The sequence below is a fragment of the uncultured Subdoligranulum sp. genome, assembly GCF_937890665.1.
Window position 1 is genome coordinate 1 of the sequence record NZ_CALADU010000108.1, and the last position, 18,207, is coordinate 18,207.

Sequence of the window (18,207 nt, forward strand, 5' to 3'; positions counted from 1 at the left end):
GCCCGGGGTGCGGCTCTTGCCCGACAGGGCGATGCCCAAGGGATAGAGCAGCCAGCCGTTCTTTTTCTCCATCGCCTCGGCCTGCGCCTTGCAAGCGTCAAAGATGGCGTCCCGGTTCCAGTCCGCCACCCCTTCCAGCAGGGGCAGCAGGGCGGTCAGGGCCTCCTTGGCCGATTCCGGCGTGGTCTTCTGCTTCTTGTTGCGGTACAGTTCCGCATCGTAGGGCAGCACGGCGTCGAAGAAGTCCAACTGCGGGGGGATATCCTCCAGCACCTCGCAGCGGGGCTGCAGGTTGGCGCAGAGCAGGTCCCGGTCAATGGCACGGTGCACGGCGCTGTCGATGAAGGGGTCGGCCAGACGGCGGAACTCCTCGGCGGGCAGCGCCCGGATGTAGGCCGCGTTGATGGCCCGCAGCTTCAGCGGGTCGAAGATGGCCGGGGACTTGGAGATACGGGACGGGTCCCAAATCTTGATCATCTCGTCAAGGGTGAAGATCTCCTGCTCGCCTTCCGGCGCCCAGCCCAGCAGCAGCAGGTAGTTCAGCACGGCTTGGGGCAGATAGCCCTTGGCCACCAAGTCCTGATAGCTGGCGTCGCCGTTGCGCTTGGACAACTTGTTCTGGGCGTCCTTCATGACCGGCGGGCAGTGGACGTAGACCGGCTTCTCCCAGCCGAAGGCGTCGTACAGCAGGTTGTATTTCGGGGTGGAGGAAAGATACTCGCTGCCCCGGATGACGTGGGTAATGCCCATCAGGTGGTCGTCCACCACGTTGGCAAAGTTGTAGGTGGGCATGCCGTCCGTCTTGATGAGGATCTGGTCGTCCAGTTCGCTGACGTTCACCTCGATGTGGCCGTACACCACATCGTCAAAGCCCGCCACACCGCTCTCGGGGATCTTCTGGCGGATGACATAGGGCTCACCGGCGGCCAGCTTGGCGGCTACTTCCTCCTCGGAAAGATTGCGGCAGTGCCCGTCGTAGTGGGTCATCTCGCCCGCTGCCCGCTGGGCTTCGTGAAGCTCATTGAGCCGCTCTTCGGAGCAGAAGCAGTAGTAAGCCTTGCCCGCCTTGACGAGCTGCTCGGCATACTGCTTAAACATGCCCATCCGTTCGCTCTGGACATAGGGACCCACCGGGCCGCCGATGTCGGGGCCTTCGTCCCAAGTCAGGCCGGTGGCCCGCAGGGTGCCGTAGATGATGTCGGTGGCGCCTTCCACCAAACGGCCCTGATCGGTGTCCTCGATGCGCAGAATGAAAGTGCCGCCGTTGTGGCGGGCCTGCAGGTAGGTGTACAGCGCGGTGCGCAGGTTGCCCACATGCATGTAGCCGGTGGGCGACGGCGCAAAGCGGGTGCGTACATTGGATGCCATAAACAAAACCCCTTTTATTGTTTGTTTCTATCGAAAGTATAGCGGCCCCGGCGGGCGCTGTCAACTTATACCAGATACGGCTCGAAGCGGTGCAGATCGTCGATCTTCACGGTGGCCCGGTAATACACCCCGGCCTCTCGGTATTCCTCCTCGGCCACGCTGCCCCGGCTGCGCAGAATATCCGCCAAAGCCAGCTTGTCGTAGGGCAGCACCACCTCGATGGTGCGCACCCGATGGGCCAGTTCCTCGTCCAAGCGGGCCAGCAGTTCCGGCAGGCCCCGCCCGGTCTTGGCGCTGGTCAGCAGCATGGCCGAGTCAAAGGCCGTCAGGTTGGCGGCATCGCACTTGTTGTAGACCACCAACTGGGGGATCTCGCCGCAGTCCAGCGTGCCCAATACCTCGTCGGTGACGGCGAGCTGCTCGGCGGCCTGCGGATCGGAGGCATCGGCCACCTTGACGATCACATCGGCAAAGGCGGCCTCCTCCAAGGTGCTCTTGAAGGCCTCCACCAGATGGTGGGGCAGGCGGCTCACAAAGCCGACGGTGTCCACCAAGATGACCTGCAGCCCGCTGGGCAGCGTCAGCTTGCGGGCTGTGGGGTCCAGCGTGGCAAACAACATGTCGGCTTCAAAGATCTGCTCGCCGCACAGCGCGTTCAGCAGACTGGATTTGCCCACGTTGGTGTAGCCCACCAGCGCGATGACCGGCACGTTATTCTTCCGGCGGGCCCGGCGGGTCTCGCCCCGGCGCTTTTCCATCTCCCGGAGTTTGCCCTCCAGATGCTCGATGCGCTGGTGCAGGTGCCGCCGGTCCAGTTCCAGCTTGGTCTCACCGGCGCCGCGGCGGGCACCGGCCCCGCCGCCGCCACCGCCGCCCTGCCGGCTCAGGCTTTCGCCCAAGCCCTGCAGCCGGGGCAGTTGGTAGCGCAGGGTGGCCAGCTCGGTCTGCAATTTGCCCTCGTTGGTGGTGGCCCGCGCCCGGAAAATCTCCAAAATCAGCATGGTGCGGTCCAGTACCTCCACCTGCAGCGCCGCCGACAGGTTACGGATCTGGCTGCCTGTCAGCTCGCCGTCAAAGATGGCGGCCTGCGCATTCAGGTTCTGGCAGACCAAGCGCGCTTCCGCCACCTTGCCTTCCCCCAACAGGGTGGCGGCCTCCGGCACGGCGCGCTTCTGCACCACTTCGGCCACCGCCTCCATGCCGTTGGCGTCGGCCAGCGCCCGCAGTTCGTCCAAGCTGCGGGCCATATCGTACCGGCCTTGGTCAAGCGCCAGCAGCACCACGGGGATGGCTTCCCCCTCGGTGCGCTTTTGGGCCGTCGTGCCGAAATCTAAGGTAATCTCGCTCATAAATCCTCTTTGATCAGATGGTACGCCCGGCAAGGCACCGGCGTGCCGTCAAATTTGTGGTCGGTAACGTCGTGGTCATAGACAAACCCTGCCTTTTGCAACACGGCGCTGCTGGCAATGTTGTGGTTGGCATGGCAAGCCGCCAGCCACAGCGCCCCCACCGTGTCGAACCAGTAATCCCGCACGGCGCAGAGGGCCTCGGTGGCATAGCCTTTGTCCCACCATTTGCGGCCGAGGGCAAAGCCCACCTCCCAAGTGGGGCCCAGCCGTTCGGTGTTCAGATGCCAGCCGGTCTTCATGTCCTGCGCCGCAAACAGGCTGATGGTGCCGAACAGCACTTCGCTGTGCTTGTCGGTGATACCCCACTGGTAGTAGCTGGGGTCGGCGTAGTGCTTCTCCCATTCGTTGAGCAGCTCGGCCGTTTCGCCCCAAGTACGGTGGGCGTTCCACCGCAGAAATTTGGTCACTTCCGGGTCGCTGGCCCAGTTGTTGTACATCATTTCACAGTCATCGATGGAGAGCCGCCGCAGCCGAAGACGGCCGGTTTCCAGTTCCTGTGTGCCGCAATGTTTCATGGTGATCCCTCACTTTTTCTTCAGATACCCGCGCAGGATGCCCAGTCCCATCTGCCACAATTTGAGGAGCTGGGCACGATACAGCGTGCAATAGACGAACAAGATCGCCCCCACCAGCAGGAATTTCAGCACAAAGTGCCGCCACAGCACAGTGCCGATGGCGGTCACCGCAAAGGCCAGCAAAAAGCCCGAGACCGTCTTGGCGAAGCTGGGGATGGTGCGATAGTAGATCTGCCCTGTGATGGTGCGGTACAAAAAGGCCAGTCCGTTGCTGGCGGCCAGAGCCAGCGCCGCGCCGTACAGCCCCCAGACGGGCACCAGCAGGGAACAGAGCAGGAAGTTGGACCCCGCGCCGATGGCGATGCCGATGGTGTCGTGCCAGGGCTTGCGGGCGATGGAGTTGCCGTAGACCGTGCCCTCGCACAGGATGTTAAAGACCACCGCCAGCATCAGCAGGGGGAAGATGGCAAGGCATTCCCGCTTGTTGGCAAAGATCCAGAAGACCACGTCCTCGAACATGACCAACACGCAGAAAAAGCCGAAAATCAAAAGGTTGAGTACGTCATGCACCCGGGCGATGCGCTCCTGCTGGTCCCGGTAATGGGCATAGACGTAGGGGCCCCAGTAGGTGGAGAACCCGGCCTGAATGGCGGTGACTAGCTGGGCCAGACTGTACCCGAAGGCGAAGAGGCCTTGAGCGGTGTCGCCGCGGTAGTTGCTCACAAAGGAGAGGCAGACGCCGCTGGACAGGCTGAAGAGGATCTGGGCGGGGGCCAGAGCGATGCCGTAGGGCACCACGGTGCGGGCAACGCCCGCAGCCATGGGGGCAGGCAGGGCACAGAAGGCGGCGGCCCGATACTTGAACCCGAAAGCGATGACCACCACGCCGAAGCTGAGGATGGCGGCCAGCGCCAGCACCGTCACGTTGGAGGTGAAAAAGCCGGGCAGCAGATAGACGAGGTTGTAGCAGGTCTGCATCCAGAGCGTCTCGGCGGTGTAGGCCCGCAGGTCGTTTTCCAGCCGGAGCAGCACGTTGAGGTAGCGCACCAGCATGTAGAGCCCGGCGTTGACGAAGAGCAGCGGCACGATGCCGGGGCCTGCCACCGAAAGACCCAGCGCGGCGGCCAGCGGCTGGGCGAAGAAGAGGCTGCACACCACGCCCAGCGCCAGCATAAACACCACCGAAAGGCGGGTACACGCGGCAAAGAGCTGGCGGGGCTTGGCCCCGGCGGGCGGCTCGTGGTAGAAGCGGAGCAGCGCTTGGTCCAGCCCCAGAATGCCGATGTTCATAAAGGTGGCGGTGTAGGTCATAAAGGTGACGGGGGCGCCCAGCACGTCACTGGGCAAAAGGCCCTTCACGATAAGGGCTACCCCGGTGATGACAAAGCCCAGATAGGTGGCCACCGAGTATTTCATCACATTGCCGGCAAAGCTCTGGGCGGCGGATTTCTTTTCGGTATCTGGCATACAGTCTCCTTTACCGGACGTAAGGCCGGATGCGGTCGGTCATAGCGGCGACCTGTTCGGGGGTGACGTGGGCCTTGTCCACATAGCCGTAGATGCGCTGGGCAAAGTTGGCCAGCGGCGGGCAGAAGCCAAAGACCCGGCGGGGTTCCCACCCCCGACGGTAGAGAAAATGCACGCCGGCCAGCGCGCAGAATTTCAGCAGGTTGAAGTGGGGGGTGAACCCCTCGCCCATCGGTTCGTCCCGGGGCGGGTTTTGGTAGACTTCCTCCAGCAGGTCGGCCATCCGGCGGTAAGCCGGGATGGGGCTGGGGTCAAAGTACCCCTCGATGACCTCCCGGGCAATGGGGAAGGGCGGGTCGTTCTCCGCCATGGCGGCGGCAAATTCCTCGTAGGTCGTCACATAGTGGGCGCCCTTGTAGATGACCGGGTCATACTCGTGCTCGATGGGCACGGGGCGCAGGATGTGGCAGCTCTTGCCGGCCATGTACACCTCGGCGATGGCGGTGCTCATCCAGATCGAGATGGAATCCGCCGCCACGATCCACTGCTTGACCGAATCCGCAAAGATCACATGGAAGTTGGGCCGCTTTTGGGCCAGTTCTTCCAGCGCGGCGCTGTTCCACTCACTGGGGTGGCGGCGGTAGACCAGCTCCACCTCGGGATGGTCGGCCAGATACCGGTCAAACCAAGCCAGCGTTTCGGCCATGGAGACCCGGTTGGTCCGGGCAAAACCGGAAAAGTCGGTGCCCGCCATCTTGGAAAGCTCGGCTACCTCGTCCTCCGACATGCTGGCATAGCCAAAGCTGGAAATGTAGAGGTGCAGCTTTTTGTGGGGGTCCAGCCCGAACTTTTCGCAGAGGGCTTGCTTCTCCAAAAAGTACCCCGCAAATTCGGGGCGCAGAAAATCCATCATGACAGCGCCGGTCACGGGGGTGTTTTTGGCCTCCATGCCGTGGGCCTGCAGCCGGGCGGCGGTGCGCTGGCCCCAGCAGGTCTGCACACAGCGTTTGGCGTTGCCGTTCATGTTGAACCAGTCGCCCTCCTCCTGCGTGTCGGAGAGCATCTGCTCCCAGTGGAGGTTGACGATCTTGTTGCAGCGGCCGATGTTGTTGTACACATGGCTGTTGATGGCCTCGTTGTCGTACATGCAGCTAGCCACCAGCACTTCCGGCTTGTCCTTGCCGAAAAGCCGCAGATGCTTGGGGTCCAGCAGTTGGCGGATCTCCACCTTGTAGCCCCGGCGCTCCAGTTCTAATTTGAGCAGCAGGTCGCTTTCATATTCCCGGACGGTGTGCTCGTACAAAATCAAAAAATCCAGTGCCACAGAACTTCTCCTTGCCCTTAGGCGTTCAGGTCGCCGAACAGTTGGACGGTCCAATCCGGCAAGCCGTACCGCTCGTCCAGATGGAACCCGTCATAAAATTGCGTGTCGTCGTCGGTGATGCAGCTCCCCGCCCACTCATAGTCCAGCAGGGTAAAGGCCCCTGCCTCGCTCCACGCCCGCAGGGTGGGCAGCACGTCGTTTTCCATGGCCTCGGTAATACCGTAAACGTCGCACACCTCGGTGCGCACATTGTCGGCCATGGGGGGCAGTACCACCACCAGGCGTACCCCCCGGGCCGCACAGGTCTCGCCCAGTGCATGCAGCCGGTCCAACTGTTCGGTGTTCAGCGACCAGTTGCGGCATTTGGGGGTGATGGTGGCGGGGTAGTCGTACAGTTTGCGGTGGAGCGGCAGCACGGTGCCGTCGTCGGCCAGATAGTCGCTGGCCACCCAATCCCCCGACTCAATGGTATCCGGGGTGCCCCGCACCGTGTCCATCAGGACGGTCAGGGCGTTGACGTTGTATTCCAGATTCAGGCAGTAGGCCAGCGGATTGTTCAGCGTTTCTTCCAACTGGGCAAACCGGTCGGTGTTGTATCCCTCGTTGAGGGTGTAAAAGGACAGCCCCACCAACAGGGTGTCCACCGGGTGGCCGCTGTCCAGCACATAGTCGGCCAGATCCAGCGTTTCTTTCAGGGAAGCCCCGCCGAAGGAAAGGTTCTGCCAGCTTTCGCCGCTGACTTCGGCCACCAAATCCATATCAAAGTGGGCCAGACGGCTGTCCCCCAAGATTAGGTGGGTGCCGGGGTTTTGCTGGTAGGCCCGCACCCGGGCCACCGGCTGGCTGGACCCGGCCGAGGCTTTTAAGCCGAAATAGTTGTTCGGCTCAAAGACCACAAACACCGCCAGCCATACCACCACGGGGATGGCCAGCAGCGCCAGCTTTTTTAGAATATTTTTCACAGGCCAATCCTTTCTGTCGTTGCGGCAAGGGGGCGGCAGGGGCTAAGGGGCGGTCGCCGTGCGCGGCTGTTGCCCCCTTTGGAGCAGCAAAGCTGCGGCGTCAAAATCCCGCGTACATGCCGAAGCCCGCGTTGCCAAAGCCGCCGCTTTGCAGGATGTAGCCCGCCAGCAGGCAGACCACCAGCAGATAGTACAGTACCCAGCGGTGGCGTTCCCCGGCAAGGGCGATCTCGGACGGTTTGTTTTTATGCTGGAAGGCCCGGCGGGTATCCAGCCAGAAGGCCAGCACCAGCACCACGGCCACAAAGGCGTAGTATGCCGCCACCATGATGGTGTTGGCGTAAAAGGCGGTGTACACCACGCTGTACAGTTCCCCGGCCACCCGGCTGGGCGCCCAACCCCGGAACCAACCGGCCAGATAGCCGAAAGCGTCGCCCACCGTCAGGGTGCCGGCGGGGGCGGACCCCACCCGGAAGAAGACCATGCTCACCGTCCATAGGGCGAACACCACGGCACGCTTGGCCCGCAGAATACGGGCGGGAGCCTTTTTCTTGGGCTTGCCGAACCGGCGGTGGAGCAGTTCCTCCCCCAGCCGGTAGCAGGCTTGCAGTAGGCCCCACACCACAAAGGGCAGGGTGTTGCCGTGCCAGAACCCCGACACGAAAAAGACCGTAAAGACGCAGACCTCGGCGGGCAGCCGCTGCAATTTGCCCCGGCTCACGCCGGACAGGTCCGCCCAAGCCAACGGCATAAACAGGTAATCCTGCAGCCAAGAGGAAAAGCTGATGTGCCACCGGCTCCAGAAGCCCGAAAAGTTGGTGGCAAAGAAGGGGGTCTTGAAGTTTTCCGGCAGGTCCAGACCAAGGAACAAGCCCACGGCCCGGGCTACTTCGGAATAGCCCGAAAAGTTGAAGTAGAGCTGCAAGGTGTAGGCCACCGCCCCCAGCAGCAGCACGGGGCCGCTGTAACTCTGGTAGTGGGGGAAGACCTCATCCACAAAGACACCCAGCACATCGCTGACCGCCACCAGCTTGAAAAGCCCCAAGGCCATCAGCCGCAGGCCCCGCACCGTGCGGGCGGCGTCGAAGCGGTGTTCTTGTTTGAATTGGGGGATCAGCGCCCCGGCCCGGCAGATGGGGCCTTGGGTGACGGTGGCGAAAAAGTTCAAAAACAGCGCGCAGTCGATAAAGTTGGTCTCAACCTCACAGTCGCCCCGGGCGGCGTCGATCAGGTAGGCGATGGCCGCAAAGCTGTAAAAGCTGATGCCCAGCGGCATAGCCACGGCCTGCCAGCCCGCCAGCCCGGCAAAGGCGCCGTTGTATTTAAAAAAGGCAAGGATACCCAGCAGCCCCACCACCCCGATGCGCAGGACGGCGGTCTTGTGGGAGCCTGCCAGCGCCCGGCCGCACAGATAGGTGAACACCGCAATGGCAAGGGTCACCGGCAGCATGGACGGCATGGCCATGGCATAGAACACCCAGCTAGCCGCCAGCAAAAAGGGGCTCTGCCAGCGCTGGGGCAGGTGCAGATATAGGGCGGCCACCACCAGCAAAAAGCCGAAAAAGCCAAAACTTTGCAGGCTCAACGGCGCACCTCCTGACTTTATATAGAAGTAACAATTCATTATACACGATTTTGCGATACCACGCAAGAGAGCGGCCGGGGCGGCGGTACGGCCAGACGCCATTCGGCACCGGCAAAACGGGGAAAGGGGGCGGGTGGTGCGGCTGACCGGGTCGAGGCAGTCTTGACTTCTTTCGGGGGCTCTGATATTCGCACGGTATACCGATCAAAACCGAAAACACTGCGGAGGTGCGACATGAAAACGATACGGATCGTCAGGATTCTTGCGGGCATTCTCTTTATGATCTCGCTGTTCTGCACAGTGGATCTGGGGCTGAATCTCCTCTTCAACGCCGAGACACGGGTCCACGATGGCAGCTATGGGGTGTACAGCGTGCTCCACACGGTCTTCCGTATTTTTGGAGACAGCCGGTGGTCCTATGACCGGTTCTTTTTCGCCTTCCGGAATTCGGCGTGGGTGACCTATGGCCTGCTGGTCCTTAACGGCGTGCTGCATTTTTGCAAGGGCAAAGGGTAAACGTCCGGACCAGAGGGCAGGGGGCCTGCGCAGCCTTCCGGCCCGCCGGCGCCTGCCGCAAACCGGCCACCCTACTCCGGAAAATTTTCCCCCTTGACGAGGCGGTGGTTTCATGCTATGGTAGAAACAATTACGACCGGGATAAGTGGTGGAGTCTGTCATAGGGCGCGGCGCGTCCTATTTATCCGGGAGCGGCCGGGGGCGAAGGTGCCCACCGGTCCGGCGGGACTTCCCCCCTTAGGGCGGGAAGTCCCACCTTTTGTCTACCGCAGAGGATTTTGTATGAAAACCATTGTAAAAACCATTACCAAACAACCCCCCGCCCGCATCATTGCGCTGGGCTTTGCACTGGCCATCCTGTTGGGGGCGGCGCTGCTCAAACTGCCCATCTCAGTGCGGGATACCGCCACCGTCACCTGGACCGATGCCCTGTTCACCTCCACCAGCGCGATCTGCGTCACCGGCCTTATCGCCGTGGACAGTGCCAAATCGTTCACCCCCTTCGGGCAGGCGGTGCTGCTGACCCTGATTCAAGTGGGCGGCTTGGGCGTCACCTCCATCGGCATGGGGCTGGCACTGGCCGCCGGCCGGCGCATCAGCCTGCGGGGCCGCTCGCTGGTGCGGGAGGCCCTCAACGTGGACAGTCTGGAAGGTATGATCCGGCTGGTCAGGGCGGTACTCTTCCTCACCCTCTGCTTTGAGCTGGGGGGCGTGGTGCTCAGCTTCCCGGTGTTTGTGCAGGATTTTCCGCCGCTGCACGCCCTGTGGGTCAGCATTTTCCATTCGGTGGCGGCCTTCAACAACTCCGGCTTCGACATTCTGGGCGGGCTGCGCAACCTGATCCCCTACCATGACAATGTCTGGCTCAATCTGGTGACCTGTGCCCTCATCATCTTCGGCGGCATCGGCTTTTTGGTCATGATGGATATGGTCAAATGCCGGTTCCGCTTCCGCAAATATACCCTGCACACCAAGGTGGTGCTCAGCACCACCGCTGTGCTGCTGGTGGCGGGCACCGTGCTGCTGCAAATCACCGACCATATCGGCTGGCTGGCGGCCTTCTTCCACAGTGTGTCCGCCCGTACGGCAGGTTTCTCCACCGTTTCGATCGGGGACCTGAGCAATGCAGGCTTGTTCGTTCTTATTATATTGATGTTCATCGGTGCTTCGCCGGGATCTACCGGCGGCGGTATCAAGACCACCACCTTCTTTGTCCTGATGCAGGAGGTACGGTGCATCTTCTCCAAACGGCGGCCCGGGGCCTTCCGCCGCCGCCTGCCCGCCGGTTCGATGAACAAGGCGGCCTCCATCGCGCTGCTGGGCGTCATCGTAGTCTGCACCGGGACCTTCCTGCTCTGCGTGCTGGAGCCGGAAACCTCCTTCCTGCAGCTTCTCTTCGAGGATGTGTCGGCCTTCGGCACGGTAGGTCTTTCCACCGGCATCACGCCGGGGCTGCGGGACCTGAGCAAGTTCGTGCTGATTTTGACCATGTATACCGGGCGCGTCGGCGCCTTTACGCTGCTTTCCATCTGGGTGGAGCGGCCCGCCCCCGTGGCCCACTACACCGAGGAAGCCATTACCATCGGCTGATTTTACACACAGAGGTGCACAATATGAAAAAAATAGATCCTTCCAATTTATACGGCGTGATCGGGCTGGGCCGGTTCGGCGCGGCGCTGGTCAAAACGCTGGCCGAGGCCGGCAAGGAAGTCATTGCCATCGACAAAAACGAGGAAAGAGTCCGGGAAGTGCGGGCCTACACCGACTACGCCTTTGTGGTGGATAACCTGAGCGAAACGGCGCTGAAGGAAACCGGTATGCAGAACTGCGGCACCGTGACGGTCTGCATTGGTGAGCAGATCGACATGAGCATCCTGACCACCATGCTGGTCATCAAGCTGGGGGTGCCCAACGTTATCGCCAAAGCTACCAACGAGGTCCATGGCGAGGTGCTCAAGCGGATGGGGGCCACGGTGGTCTATCCCGAAGCCGACATGGCGGTGCGCATCGGGCGCCGGCTGATCTACGGCAACCTGCTGGACTACGTGGCGCTGGCCGGCGGCGTGGAAGTGCGGCGCATCACGGTGGGCGGCCATGCGGTGGGCCGCAGCATTCAGGAACTGGATGTGCGCAAGGTGTTCGGCATCAACATCGTCGCCGTGGAGCGGGACGGCCGCACCGATGTGGAATTTCCGGCCTCCTACCGATTCTCGCAGGGGGATACGGTGGCGGTGATCGGGAAAATTGACAAAATTGACCGTTTCGAGAAAGAATTACAGGATTAACCCAAAAAACGCACCGATTTTGCGCTGCTTGAATTTGCAATCCCGGCGGGAATGCCGTACAATAAAGATAACGCTCGTACAGCATTTCCCGCGGAAAGAATCATCAAAACAACAGGAGGTGCCCTTGGACTATGGAACACGGTAATCCGATTTTAGCGGGGCAGCAAAGCCCGCAGAAGTTTATCACCATCGGCGAAGTCATGCTGCGTCTGACTCCGCCCAACTATGAGAAGATCCGCATGGCGTCCAGTTTTGAGGCAAGCTATGGCGGCAGCGAGGCGAACATCGCCTTGGCGCTGGCCAACTTGGGGGTGGATTCCACCTTCTTCAGCGTGGTGCCCAACAACTCGCTGGGCAAAAGCGCCATCCGGTGGCTGCGCTCCAACGACGTACACTGCACCCCGATGATCCTCTCTACCAAGGAGGAGACCCCCACCCATCGTCTGGGCACCTATTATCTCGAGACCGGCTACGGCATCCGGCCCAGCAAGGTCATCTATGACCGCAAGCATAGCGCTATGACCGAGTATGACCTGAGCAAGGTGGATCTGGAAGCTTTGTTCGACGGCTTTGACTGGCTGCATCTGTCGGGCATCACGCCGGCGCTGAACAAAAACTGCGGCGACTTCATTCTGCGCTGCCTGCAGGTCGCCAAGGAAAAGGGCCTGACCGTCAGCTTTGACGGCAACTTCCGCAGCCAGTTGTGGACTTGGGAGCAAGCCCGGGATTACTGCACCCTCTGCCTGCCCTATGTGGATGTGCTCTTCGGCATTGAACCCTACCACCTGTGGAAGGACGACACGGACCACAGCAAGGGCGACTGGAAGGACGGCGTGCCGCTGCAGCCCAGCTACGAGCAGCAGGACGAGATCTTCCACCGTTTCATCGAGCGTTACCCCAACATCAAATGCATCGGCCGCCATGTGCGGTATGTACATTCCGGCAGCGAGAACAGCCTCAAAGCCTTCATGTGGTATGAGGGACATACCTTCGAGAGCCGCCTCTATACCTTTAATATTTTGGACCGTGTGGGCGGCGGCGACGCCTTTGCCAGCGGCCTGATCTACGCCATGATGCATGACTACCGCCCCATGGATATGATCAACTTTGCGGTTGCGTCCAGTGCCATCAAGCATACCATCCACGGCGACGCCAACATTACCGACGACGTGGACAGCATCCGCAACCTGATGAATATGAACTACGACATCAAGCGGTAAACGCCTTGGTGCGGCCCCGCCGGCAGCCCCGGCGGGGCTTTTGTGCTTTTTTTGTAAAAACCTTGTGCCCGGGCGGCAAATGCGGTATAATACCTTTATATGTCACAAGACTGAGATTTCACCCCATGGAGGTTTATCGATATGAAACGTACCCGCACTTGGCTCACTCTGGCGCTGGCGTTGTGTATGGCTCTTTCGCTGTCCGCCTGCTCCCCCAAGGATGTGATGAAAAATGTGATCGTCAAAGCCTGCACGGTCATGGGCTTTATTGATGAAAGCTCCGGCGAAGAGGAAACGTCCACCAAGAATGTGGCCACCGCCGGCGGTGATGTCACCTTCCCTGAAGGAATGGACACCACTTCGGGCAAGCTGGTCACGCAGGCTGTGGGCGACACGCTGTACGTTGCCTTCAACGGTATTGCCAACCGCAACACCGAATACTTTGTGGCGGCGGGGGACAGCCTGACCATTACCGGTTACGCCACCACCGAGTCCACCAACGAAAACTACCAGACCTTCAAGGCGGCGGTGTGGGAACTGTCCGACGATAAGACTACTACCAGCTATGTGCAGGGTTCCACCGTTTACTACACCACCGACGGTAGCTGCTACACCTATACCATCACCGGTCTGACCCCCGGCAAGCAGTATAAGGTCAACATCAGCTACGATTCCAGCATCTACTATGTCACGGGCGGCCTGAAGATTCAGGGCCTCGGCAGCGAGGAACTGACCACCATCGAAGGCGAAGAATAATCCGCCTGTCTGTGTTACGAGCATACCGCCCGTGCCGTCCCCGTTGACGGTGCGGGCGGTTTTGTGGCTACAAGGGGAAAACGGCAAAGGGAGGGCCCGAAAAGACGATGGAAAACGCCAAACAACTGCGCAACACCCTGTTGTTGGTTTTTGCGGCGCTGCTCTGGGGCACGGCTTTTGTGGCCCAAAGCGTGGGCAGCAGCTATATGGGGCCCTACACCTTTCTGGCCAGCCGCAGTTGGCTGGCCTGTGCCTTTTTGCTGGGGCTGATGGCGGTGCGCCGGGTGGGGCAGCACCGCAAAGGGGTGCGGCTGCCCTTCTGGCTGCACCGCAAAACGCTGGCGCTGGGCGGGACGCTTTGCGGCGTGGTGCTGTTTGCCGCGTCGGCGGCCCAGCAGATGGGCATTGGCACCACCAGCACCGCCAAGGCCGGGTTTATGACCGCCCTCTATGTGGTGCTGGTGCCGGTCTGCGGCATCTTTCTCGGTAAGCGGCCGGGGGTCAAACTGTGGGTCTGTGTGGCGGTCAGCGTGGTGGGGCTTTACCTGCTCTGCTTGGCCGGACGGGACACGCTGGGTCTGACCGGTGGGGAATGGCAGTTGCTCCTCTGCGCCGTTTTGTTTACGCTGCAAATTTTGCTGGTCAACCATTTCAGCCCCCGGCTGGACGGTGTCCAGCTCAGCTTTGCCCAGTTTTTTATCGTGTCGATGCTTTCCACCGTCTGTATGTTTGTCTTTGAACAGCCCACCCCCCAACAGTTTGCCGGGGCGGCGGTATCGGTGCTGTACTGCGGCATCATGTCCAGCGGTGTGGCCTACACGTTGCAGATCATAGGCCAGCGGGAGCTGGACCCCACCATTGCCAGTCTGGCCATGTGTTTGGAAAGCGTCTTCAGTGCGCTGGCCGGATGGCTCCTTTTGGGGCAGACCCTCTCGGACGCCGAGCTGGCGGGCTGCGTGTTGATGTTTGGTGCCATTGTGGCCAGCCAACTGCCCGACCGGCGGCGCTGACCCCGATGATTTGGTATAGGAATTTTAGGAGGCGATGTCCATGCAGGATCTTCGGTTGATCTTTGGTTACAGCAAACCCTACCGGCGGGATCTGGTGGTGGCGGTGGCGCTGCTCTTTGTGGAATGTGGGTGCGAGATGGTCATTCCGGTGCTCATGTCCACCCTCATCGACGAGGGCGTGCCCGCCCACGATCTGTCCATCATTCTGCGGCAGGGTGGGCTGATGGTACTCTGCGCGGTATTGGCGCTGATTACCGGGCTGCTCTATGCCCGGTTTGCCGCCCGGTATGCCAACGGCTTTGCGGCGGAACTGCGTTTGGCCGAGTACGCCGCCGTCCAAAAGTTCGACTTCGCCAATCTGGACCATTTTTCCACCGCGTCGCTGGTCACCCGAATGACCACCGACGCCACCGTGCTGCTCAACGCCGTCAACACCGGCCTGCGGCCCTTGGTGCGCAGCCCCATCATGCTCTTTATGGGGTTGGGCATGGCCTTTGTTTTGAGTCCCAAACTCACCATCGTCTTTTTGGTGACGGCCCCCGTTCTGGCGATCATGCTGGCGTGGATCGTCAGTAAGGTGGCCCCCCTTTACGGCCGCCAGCAAAGCGCGGTGGACCACCTCAACAGCCGCATTCAGGAATCCCTCACCGCCATCCGGGTCATCAAAGCCTTCGTCCGGGGCGATTGGGAAAACCAACAGTTTGAGGAGGTCAACGGGGAACTCAGCGACGCCAGTACCGAAACCTTCCGTTTTGCCGTGCTGAACACCCCCTCTTTCCAGTTCGTCATGTACACCGCCATCCTCTGCATTATGTGGTTCGGCGGTGGGTTCATCCTGCAAGGTACCATGAAGGTGGGCCAGTTGACCGGCTTCCTCAGCTATGTGCTGCAGGTGCTCAACTCGGTCATGATGTTCTCCGGCGTCTTTTTGCAGATGACCCGTTCGCTGGCCAGCGCCCGCCGGATCCGGGAAGTCCTTACCGAACATCCGGCGCTGGACAACGCTGCCCAGCCGGTCACCACCATCCCCAACGGCGCCATCGACTTTGAAAACGTCAGCTTCAAGTACAACCTCAAAGCCAAAAAGAACGCCCTATCGGACATCACCCTGCATATCCCTGCGGGGGCTACGGTGGGCATCATCGGCGGCACCGGCTCGGCCAAGACCACGCTGGTCCAACTGATCCCCCGCCTCTACGACGCCACCACCGGCACCGTCAAGGTGGGCGGCCACAACGTGCGGGACTACGATTTGGCTGCCCTGCGGGACGCTGTGGGCATCGTACTGCAAAAGAACCTGCTGTTCTCGGGCACCATCCGGGAAAACCTGCAATGGGGCAACCCCGACGCCACCGACGAGGAACTGTGGGCGGCGTGCCGGGCCGCCCATGCCGACGAATTTCTCTCCCGCATGCCGGATGGGCTGGACACCGATCTGGGGCAGGGGGGCGTCAATGTGTCGGGCGGCCAAAAGCAGCGCCTCTGCATTGCCCGCACGCTGCTCAAACATCCCAAGGTGTTGATCTTTGACGATTCCACCAGCGCGGTGGACACCGCCACCGAGTCGGGCATCCGCCATGCGCTGGCCCAACTCACCGATGTGACCAAACTCATCATCGCCCAGCGCATCAGCTCGGTACAGAGCGCCGACCTCATCGTGATTCTGGAGGATGGCCGTCTGCACGCGGTGGGCACCCATGAAGAGCTGCTGGCTCACGACACCATCTATCAGGAAATCTATCAGTCCCAGATGAAAGGGGGCGACGCACAATGATGAAAGTCACCGGCGGGCGCCGCCAGCAAAATTTGGGGCATACCCTCAGCCGTCTGGGGGTCTATCTCAAACATCACTGCGTCATGTTGGCGCTGGTGGCCGTGCTGGCCTCCCTCAGCGCGTTGGCCGCTTTGCTGGGCACCTACATGATCCGCCCGGTGGTCAACGGCCTGCTGGAAAACGGCAGCCTGACCTATCTGGCGCAAGGGGTGGGCCTGACAGCAGGGATCTATCTGGTAGGCGCGCTGTGCACGCTGGGGTATAGCCAGATCATGGTCCGGGCCGCCCAAAAGATCCTGCGGGAGATCCGCCGCGATCTGTTCGCCCACCTGCAAACCCTGCCGCTGCAATTCTTCGACACCCACCGCAAGGGCGACCTGATGAGCCTTTTCACCAACGACGTGGATACCGTGTCGGATGCGCTGAACAATAGCTTTGCGCTGGTCATCCAGACCTTCATTCAGGTGGCGGGCACCTTGGTCATGCTTTTTGTGCTGAACTGGCGGTTGTCGCTGCTGGTGGTGGTGGGCTACGCCGCCATGTTCTGGTATATCAATTTCAGTACCCAGCACAGCCGGGTCTACTACGCCAAACAACAGGGCTGTCTGGGCGAACTGGATGCCTATATTGAAGAGATGATCGCCGGGCAAAAGGTCATTAAGGTGTTCAACCACCAGCAGGAAGACCTGGCCGGGTTTGCCGCCCGCAACGAAAAGCTGCGCAAGGCCGGCACCGGTGCCCAAAGTTACGCCGCCACCATGATCCCGGCGGTGGTCAGTATCGGGTATATCAACTACGCGGTCATCGCAGTGCTGGGCGGCCTGATGGTCATGAAGGGCTGGACCGATCTGGGCAGCTTGGCCAGTTATCTGGTTTTTGTGCGGCAGACCACCATGCCCATCAACCAGTTTACCCAGCAGGGCAACTTTCTGCTGGCTGCTTTGGCGGGCGCCGAGCGAATCTTCACCGCCATGGAGGAAGACCCTGAGGTGGATCAGGGTACGGTAGATCTGGTCACGGTGCAGCAGGCTGCCGACGGCACCCTGACGGAGTGCGCCGACGGCGAGACCACCGGCCGTTGGGCGTGGTGTGACCGCAGCCGTCCGGGGGTGCCGTTCCAGCCGCTGGAAGGGGATGTGCGGTTCCACAACGTGGATTTTGGCTACGTCAAGGGCCATCTGATTTTGCAGGGGCTGTCGCTGTATGCCAAGCCCGGCCAGAAAATCGCCTTTGTAGGTTCCACCGGTGCGGGCAAGACCACCATCACCAACCTGATCAACCGGTTTTACGATGTGACAGCCGGTTCCATCACCTATGACGGCATCGATGTGCGCCTTATCCGCAAGGACGCGCTGCGCCGCAGTCTGGGCATTGTACTGCAGGATACCCACCTGTTCACCGGCACCGTGGCGGACAACATCCGCTTCGGCAAATTGGACGCCACCCAGCAGGAAATTGAGGAGGCTGCGAAAATCGCCAACGCGGACTCCTTCATTCGGCGCCTGCCGCAGGGTTATGATACGATGGTGACCGCCGACGGCGCTAATTTGAGCCAAGGCCAGCGCCAGTTGTTGGCCATCGCCCGGGCCGCTGTGGCCGACCCGCCGGTTCTGATTCTCGACGAGGCAACCTCCAGCATCGACACCCGCACCGAGGCTTTGATCGAAAAGGGCATGGACCGCCTGATGGAAGGCCGCACGGTGTTTGTCATTGCCCACCGGCTGTCCACGGTGCGCAACGCCGATGCCATCATCGTACTGGAGCACGGCCGCATTGTGGAGCGCGGCACCCACGAGGAACTGCTGGCCCAGAAAGGCGAGTACTACCAGTTGTACAACGGCATGTTCGAACTGTCCTAACCAAGGCGCCATCGGAAAAAGCCCAAAGTTTTTTGCCTGAAATGCTTGACAGGTACCCCGCGTTGTGCTATTATAATCTAGCACCCCAACGCGGGGTGCCTTCATATCGCGGGGTAGAGCAGATGGTAGCTCGTCGGGCTCATAACCCGGAGGTCGC

General features: G+C 61.1%; 15 protein-coding genes. 8 read left to right on the forward strand and 7 right to left on the reverse strand.

Annotated elements, in window-relative coordinates; translation table 11 throughout:
• The 7 genes from gltX to Q0526_RS06585 all read right to left on the reverse strand — a co-directional run.
• Nucleotides 1-1,368: glutamate--tRNA ligase (gene gltX, locus Q0526_RS06555; protein ID WP_298731795.1), on the reverse strand; the 1,368-nt coding region annotated here is incomplete at its 3' end.
• A 65-nt stretch (nt 1,369-1,433) separates the two neighbouring features.
• Entirely contained in the window at nt 1,434-2,717 is a 1,284-nt protein-coding gene (gene hflX, locus Q0526_RS06560; RefSeq protein ID WP_298731797.1) for a GTPase HflX, read from the reverse strand.
• The gene (locus tag Q0526_RS06565; protein WP_298731799.1) at nt 2,714-3,292 is read right to left on the reverse strand and encodes a GNAT family N-acetyltransferase; all 579 of its coding nucleotides are present in this window, start codon (nt 3,290-3,292) and stop codon (nt 2,714-2,716) included. Before Q0526_RS06565 ends, hflX begins: the two co-directional genes overlap by 4 nt.
• Nucleotides 3,293-3,301: 9 nt before the next feature.
• A complete protein-coding gene (locus tag Q0526_RS06570; protein ID WP_298731801.1) occupies nt 3,302-4,759 on the reverse strand; it encodes a hypothetical protein in 1,458 nt (485 codons plus the stop codon).
• 10 nt (nt 4,760-4,769) lie between these two features.
• Entirely contained in the window at nt 4,770-6,083 is a 1,314-nt protein-coding gene (locus Q0526_RS06575) for a surface carbohydrate biosynthesis protein (RefSeq protein ID WP_298731804.1), read from the reverse strand.
• Between the two features lie 17 nt (nt 6,084-6,100).
• Nucleotides 6,101-7,045, reverse strand: coding sequence for a hypothetical protein (locus Q0526_RS06580; RefSeq protein WP_298731806.1), 945 nt, complete (start codon nt 7,043-7,045; stop codon nt 6,101-6,103).
• A 100-nt stretch (nt 7,046-7,145) separates the two neighbouring features.
• On the reverse strand, nt 7,146-8,630 hold the full coding sequence (locus tag Q0526_RS06585; protein ID WP_298731808.1) for an MBOAT family O-acyltransferase: 1,485 nt from the start codon (nt 8,628-8,630) through the stop codon (nt 7,146-7,148).
• A 234-nt stretch (nt 8,631-8,864) separates the two neighbouring features.
• On the opposite strand from Q0526_RS06585, the gene Q0526_RS06590 reads away from it, so the two are divergent.
• The 8 genes from Q0526_RS06590 to Q0526_RS06625 all read left to right on the forward strand — a co-directional run bounded on the left by Q0526_RS06590 (nt 8,865) and on the right by Q0526_RS06625 (nt 18,050).
• Nucleotides 8,865-9,146 (forward strand): hypothetical protein, encoded by a 282-nt coding sequence (locus tag Q0526_RS06590; protein ID WP_298731810.1) that lies wholly within the window; start codon nt 8,865-8,867, stop codon nt 9,144-9,146.
• 282 nt (nt 9,147-9,428) lie between these two features.
• Nucleotides 9,429-10,736 (forward strand): potassium transporter TrkG, encoded by a 1,308-nt coding sequence (locus tag Q0526_RS06595; protein ID WP_298731812.1) that lies wholly within the window; start codon nt 9,429-9,431, stop codon nt 10,734-10,736.
• 23 nt (nt 10,737-10,759) lie between these two features.
• Entirely contained in the window at nt 10,760-11,431 is a 672-nt protein-coding gene (locus Q0526_RS06600) for a TrkA family potassium uptake protein (protein WP_298731814.1), read from the forward strand.
• Between the two features lie 131 nt (nt 11,432-11,562).
• Entirely contained in the window at nt 11,563-12,651 is a 1,089-nt protein-coding gene (locus Q0526_RS06605) for a sugar kinase (protein WP_298731816.1), read from the forward strand.
• Nucleotides 12,652-12,792: 141 nt separating this feature from the next.
• Nucleotides 12,793-13,407 carry a hypothetical protein gene (locus Q0526_RS06610; protein WP_298731817.1) on the forward strand — a complete coding sequence of 205 codons (615 nt, stop codon included), beginning with the start codon at nt 12,793-12,795 and terminating at the stop codon, nt 13,405-13,407.
• A gap of 107 nt (nt 13,408-13,514) precedes the next feature.
• Nucleotides 13,515-14,417 (forward strand): DMT family transporter, encoded by a 903-nt coding sequence (locus Q0526_RS06615; protein WP_298731819.1) that lies wholly within the window; start codon nt 13,515-13,517, stop codon nt 14,415-14,417.
• Nucleotides 14,418-14,457: 40 nt separating this feature from the next.
• The gene (locus Q0526_RS06620) at nt 14,458-16,191 is read left to right on the forward strand and encodes an ABC transporter ATP-binding protein (RefSeq protein ID WP_298731821.1); all 1,734 of its coding nucleotides are present in this window, start codon (nt 14,458-14,460) and stop codon (nt 16,189-16,191) included.
• Nucleotides 16,188-18,050: an ABC transporter ATP-binding protein gene (locus Q0526_RS06625; RefSeq protein WP_298731823.1), complete on the forward strand. Its 1,863-nt coding sequence runs from the start codon at nt 16,188-16,190 to the stop codon at nt 18,048-18,050. The genes Q0526_RS06620 and Q0526_RS06625 overlap by 4 nt, the downstream gene beginning before the upstream one ends.
• The last annotated feature ends 157 nt before the right edge of the window (nt 18,051-18,207 follow it).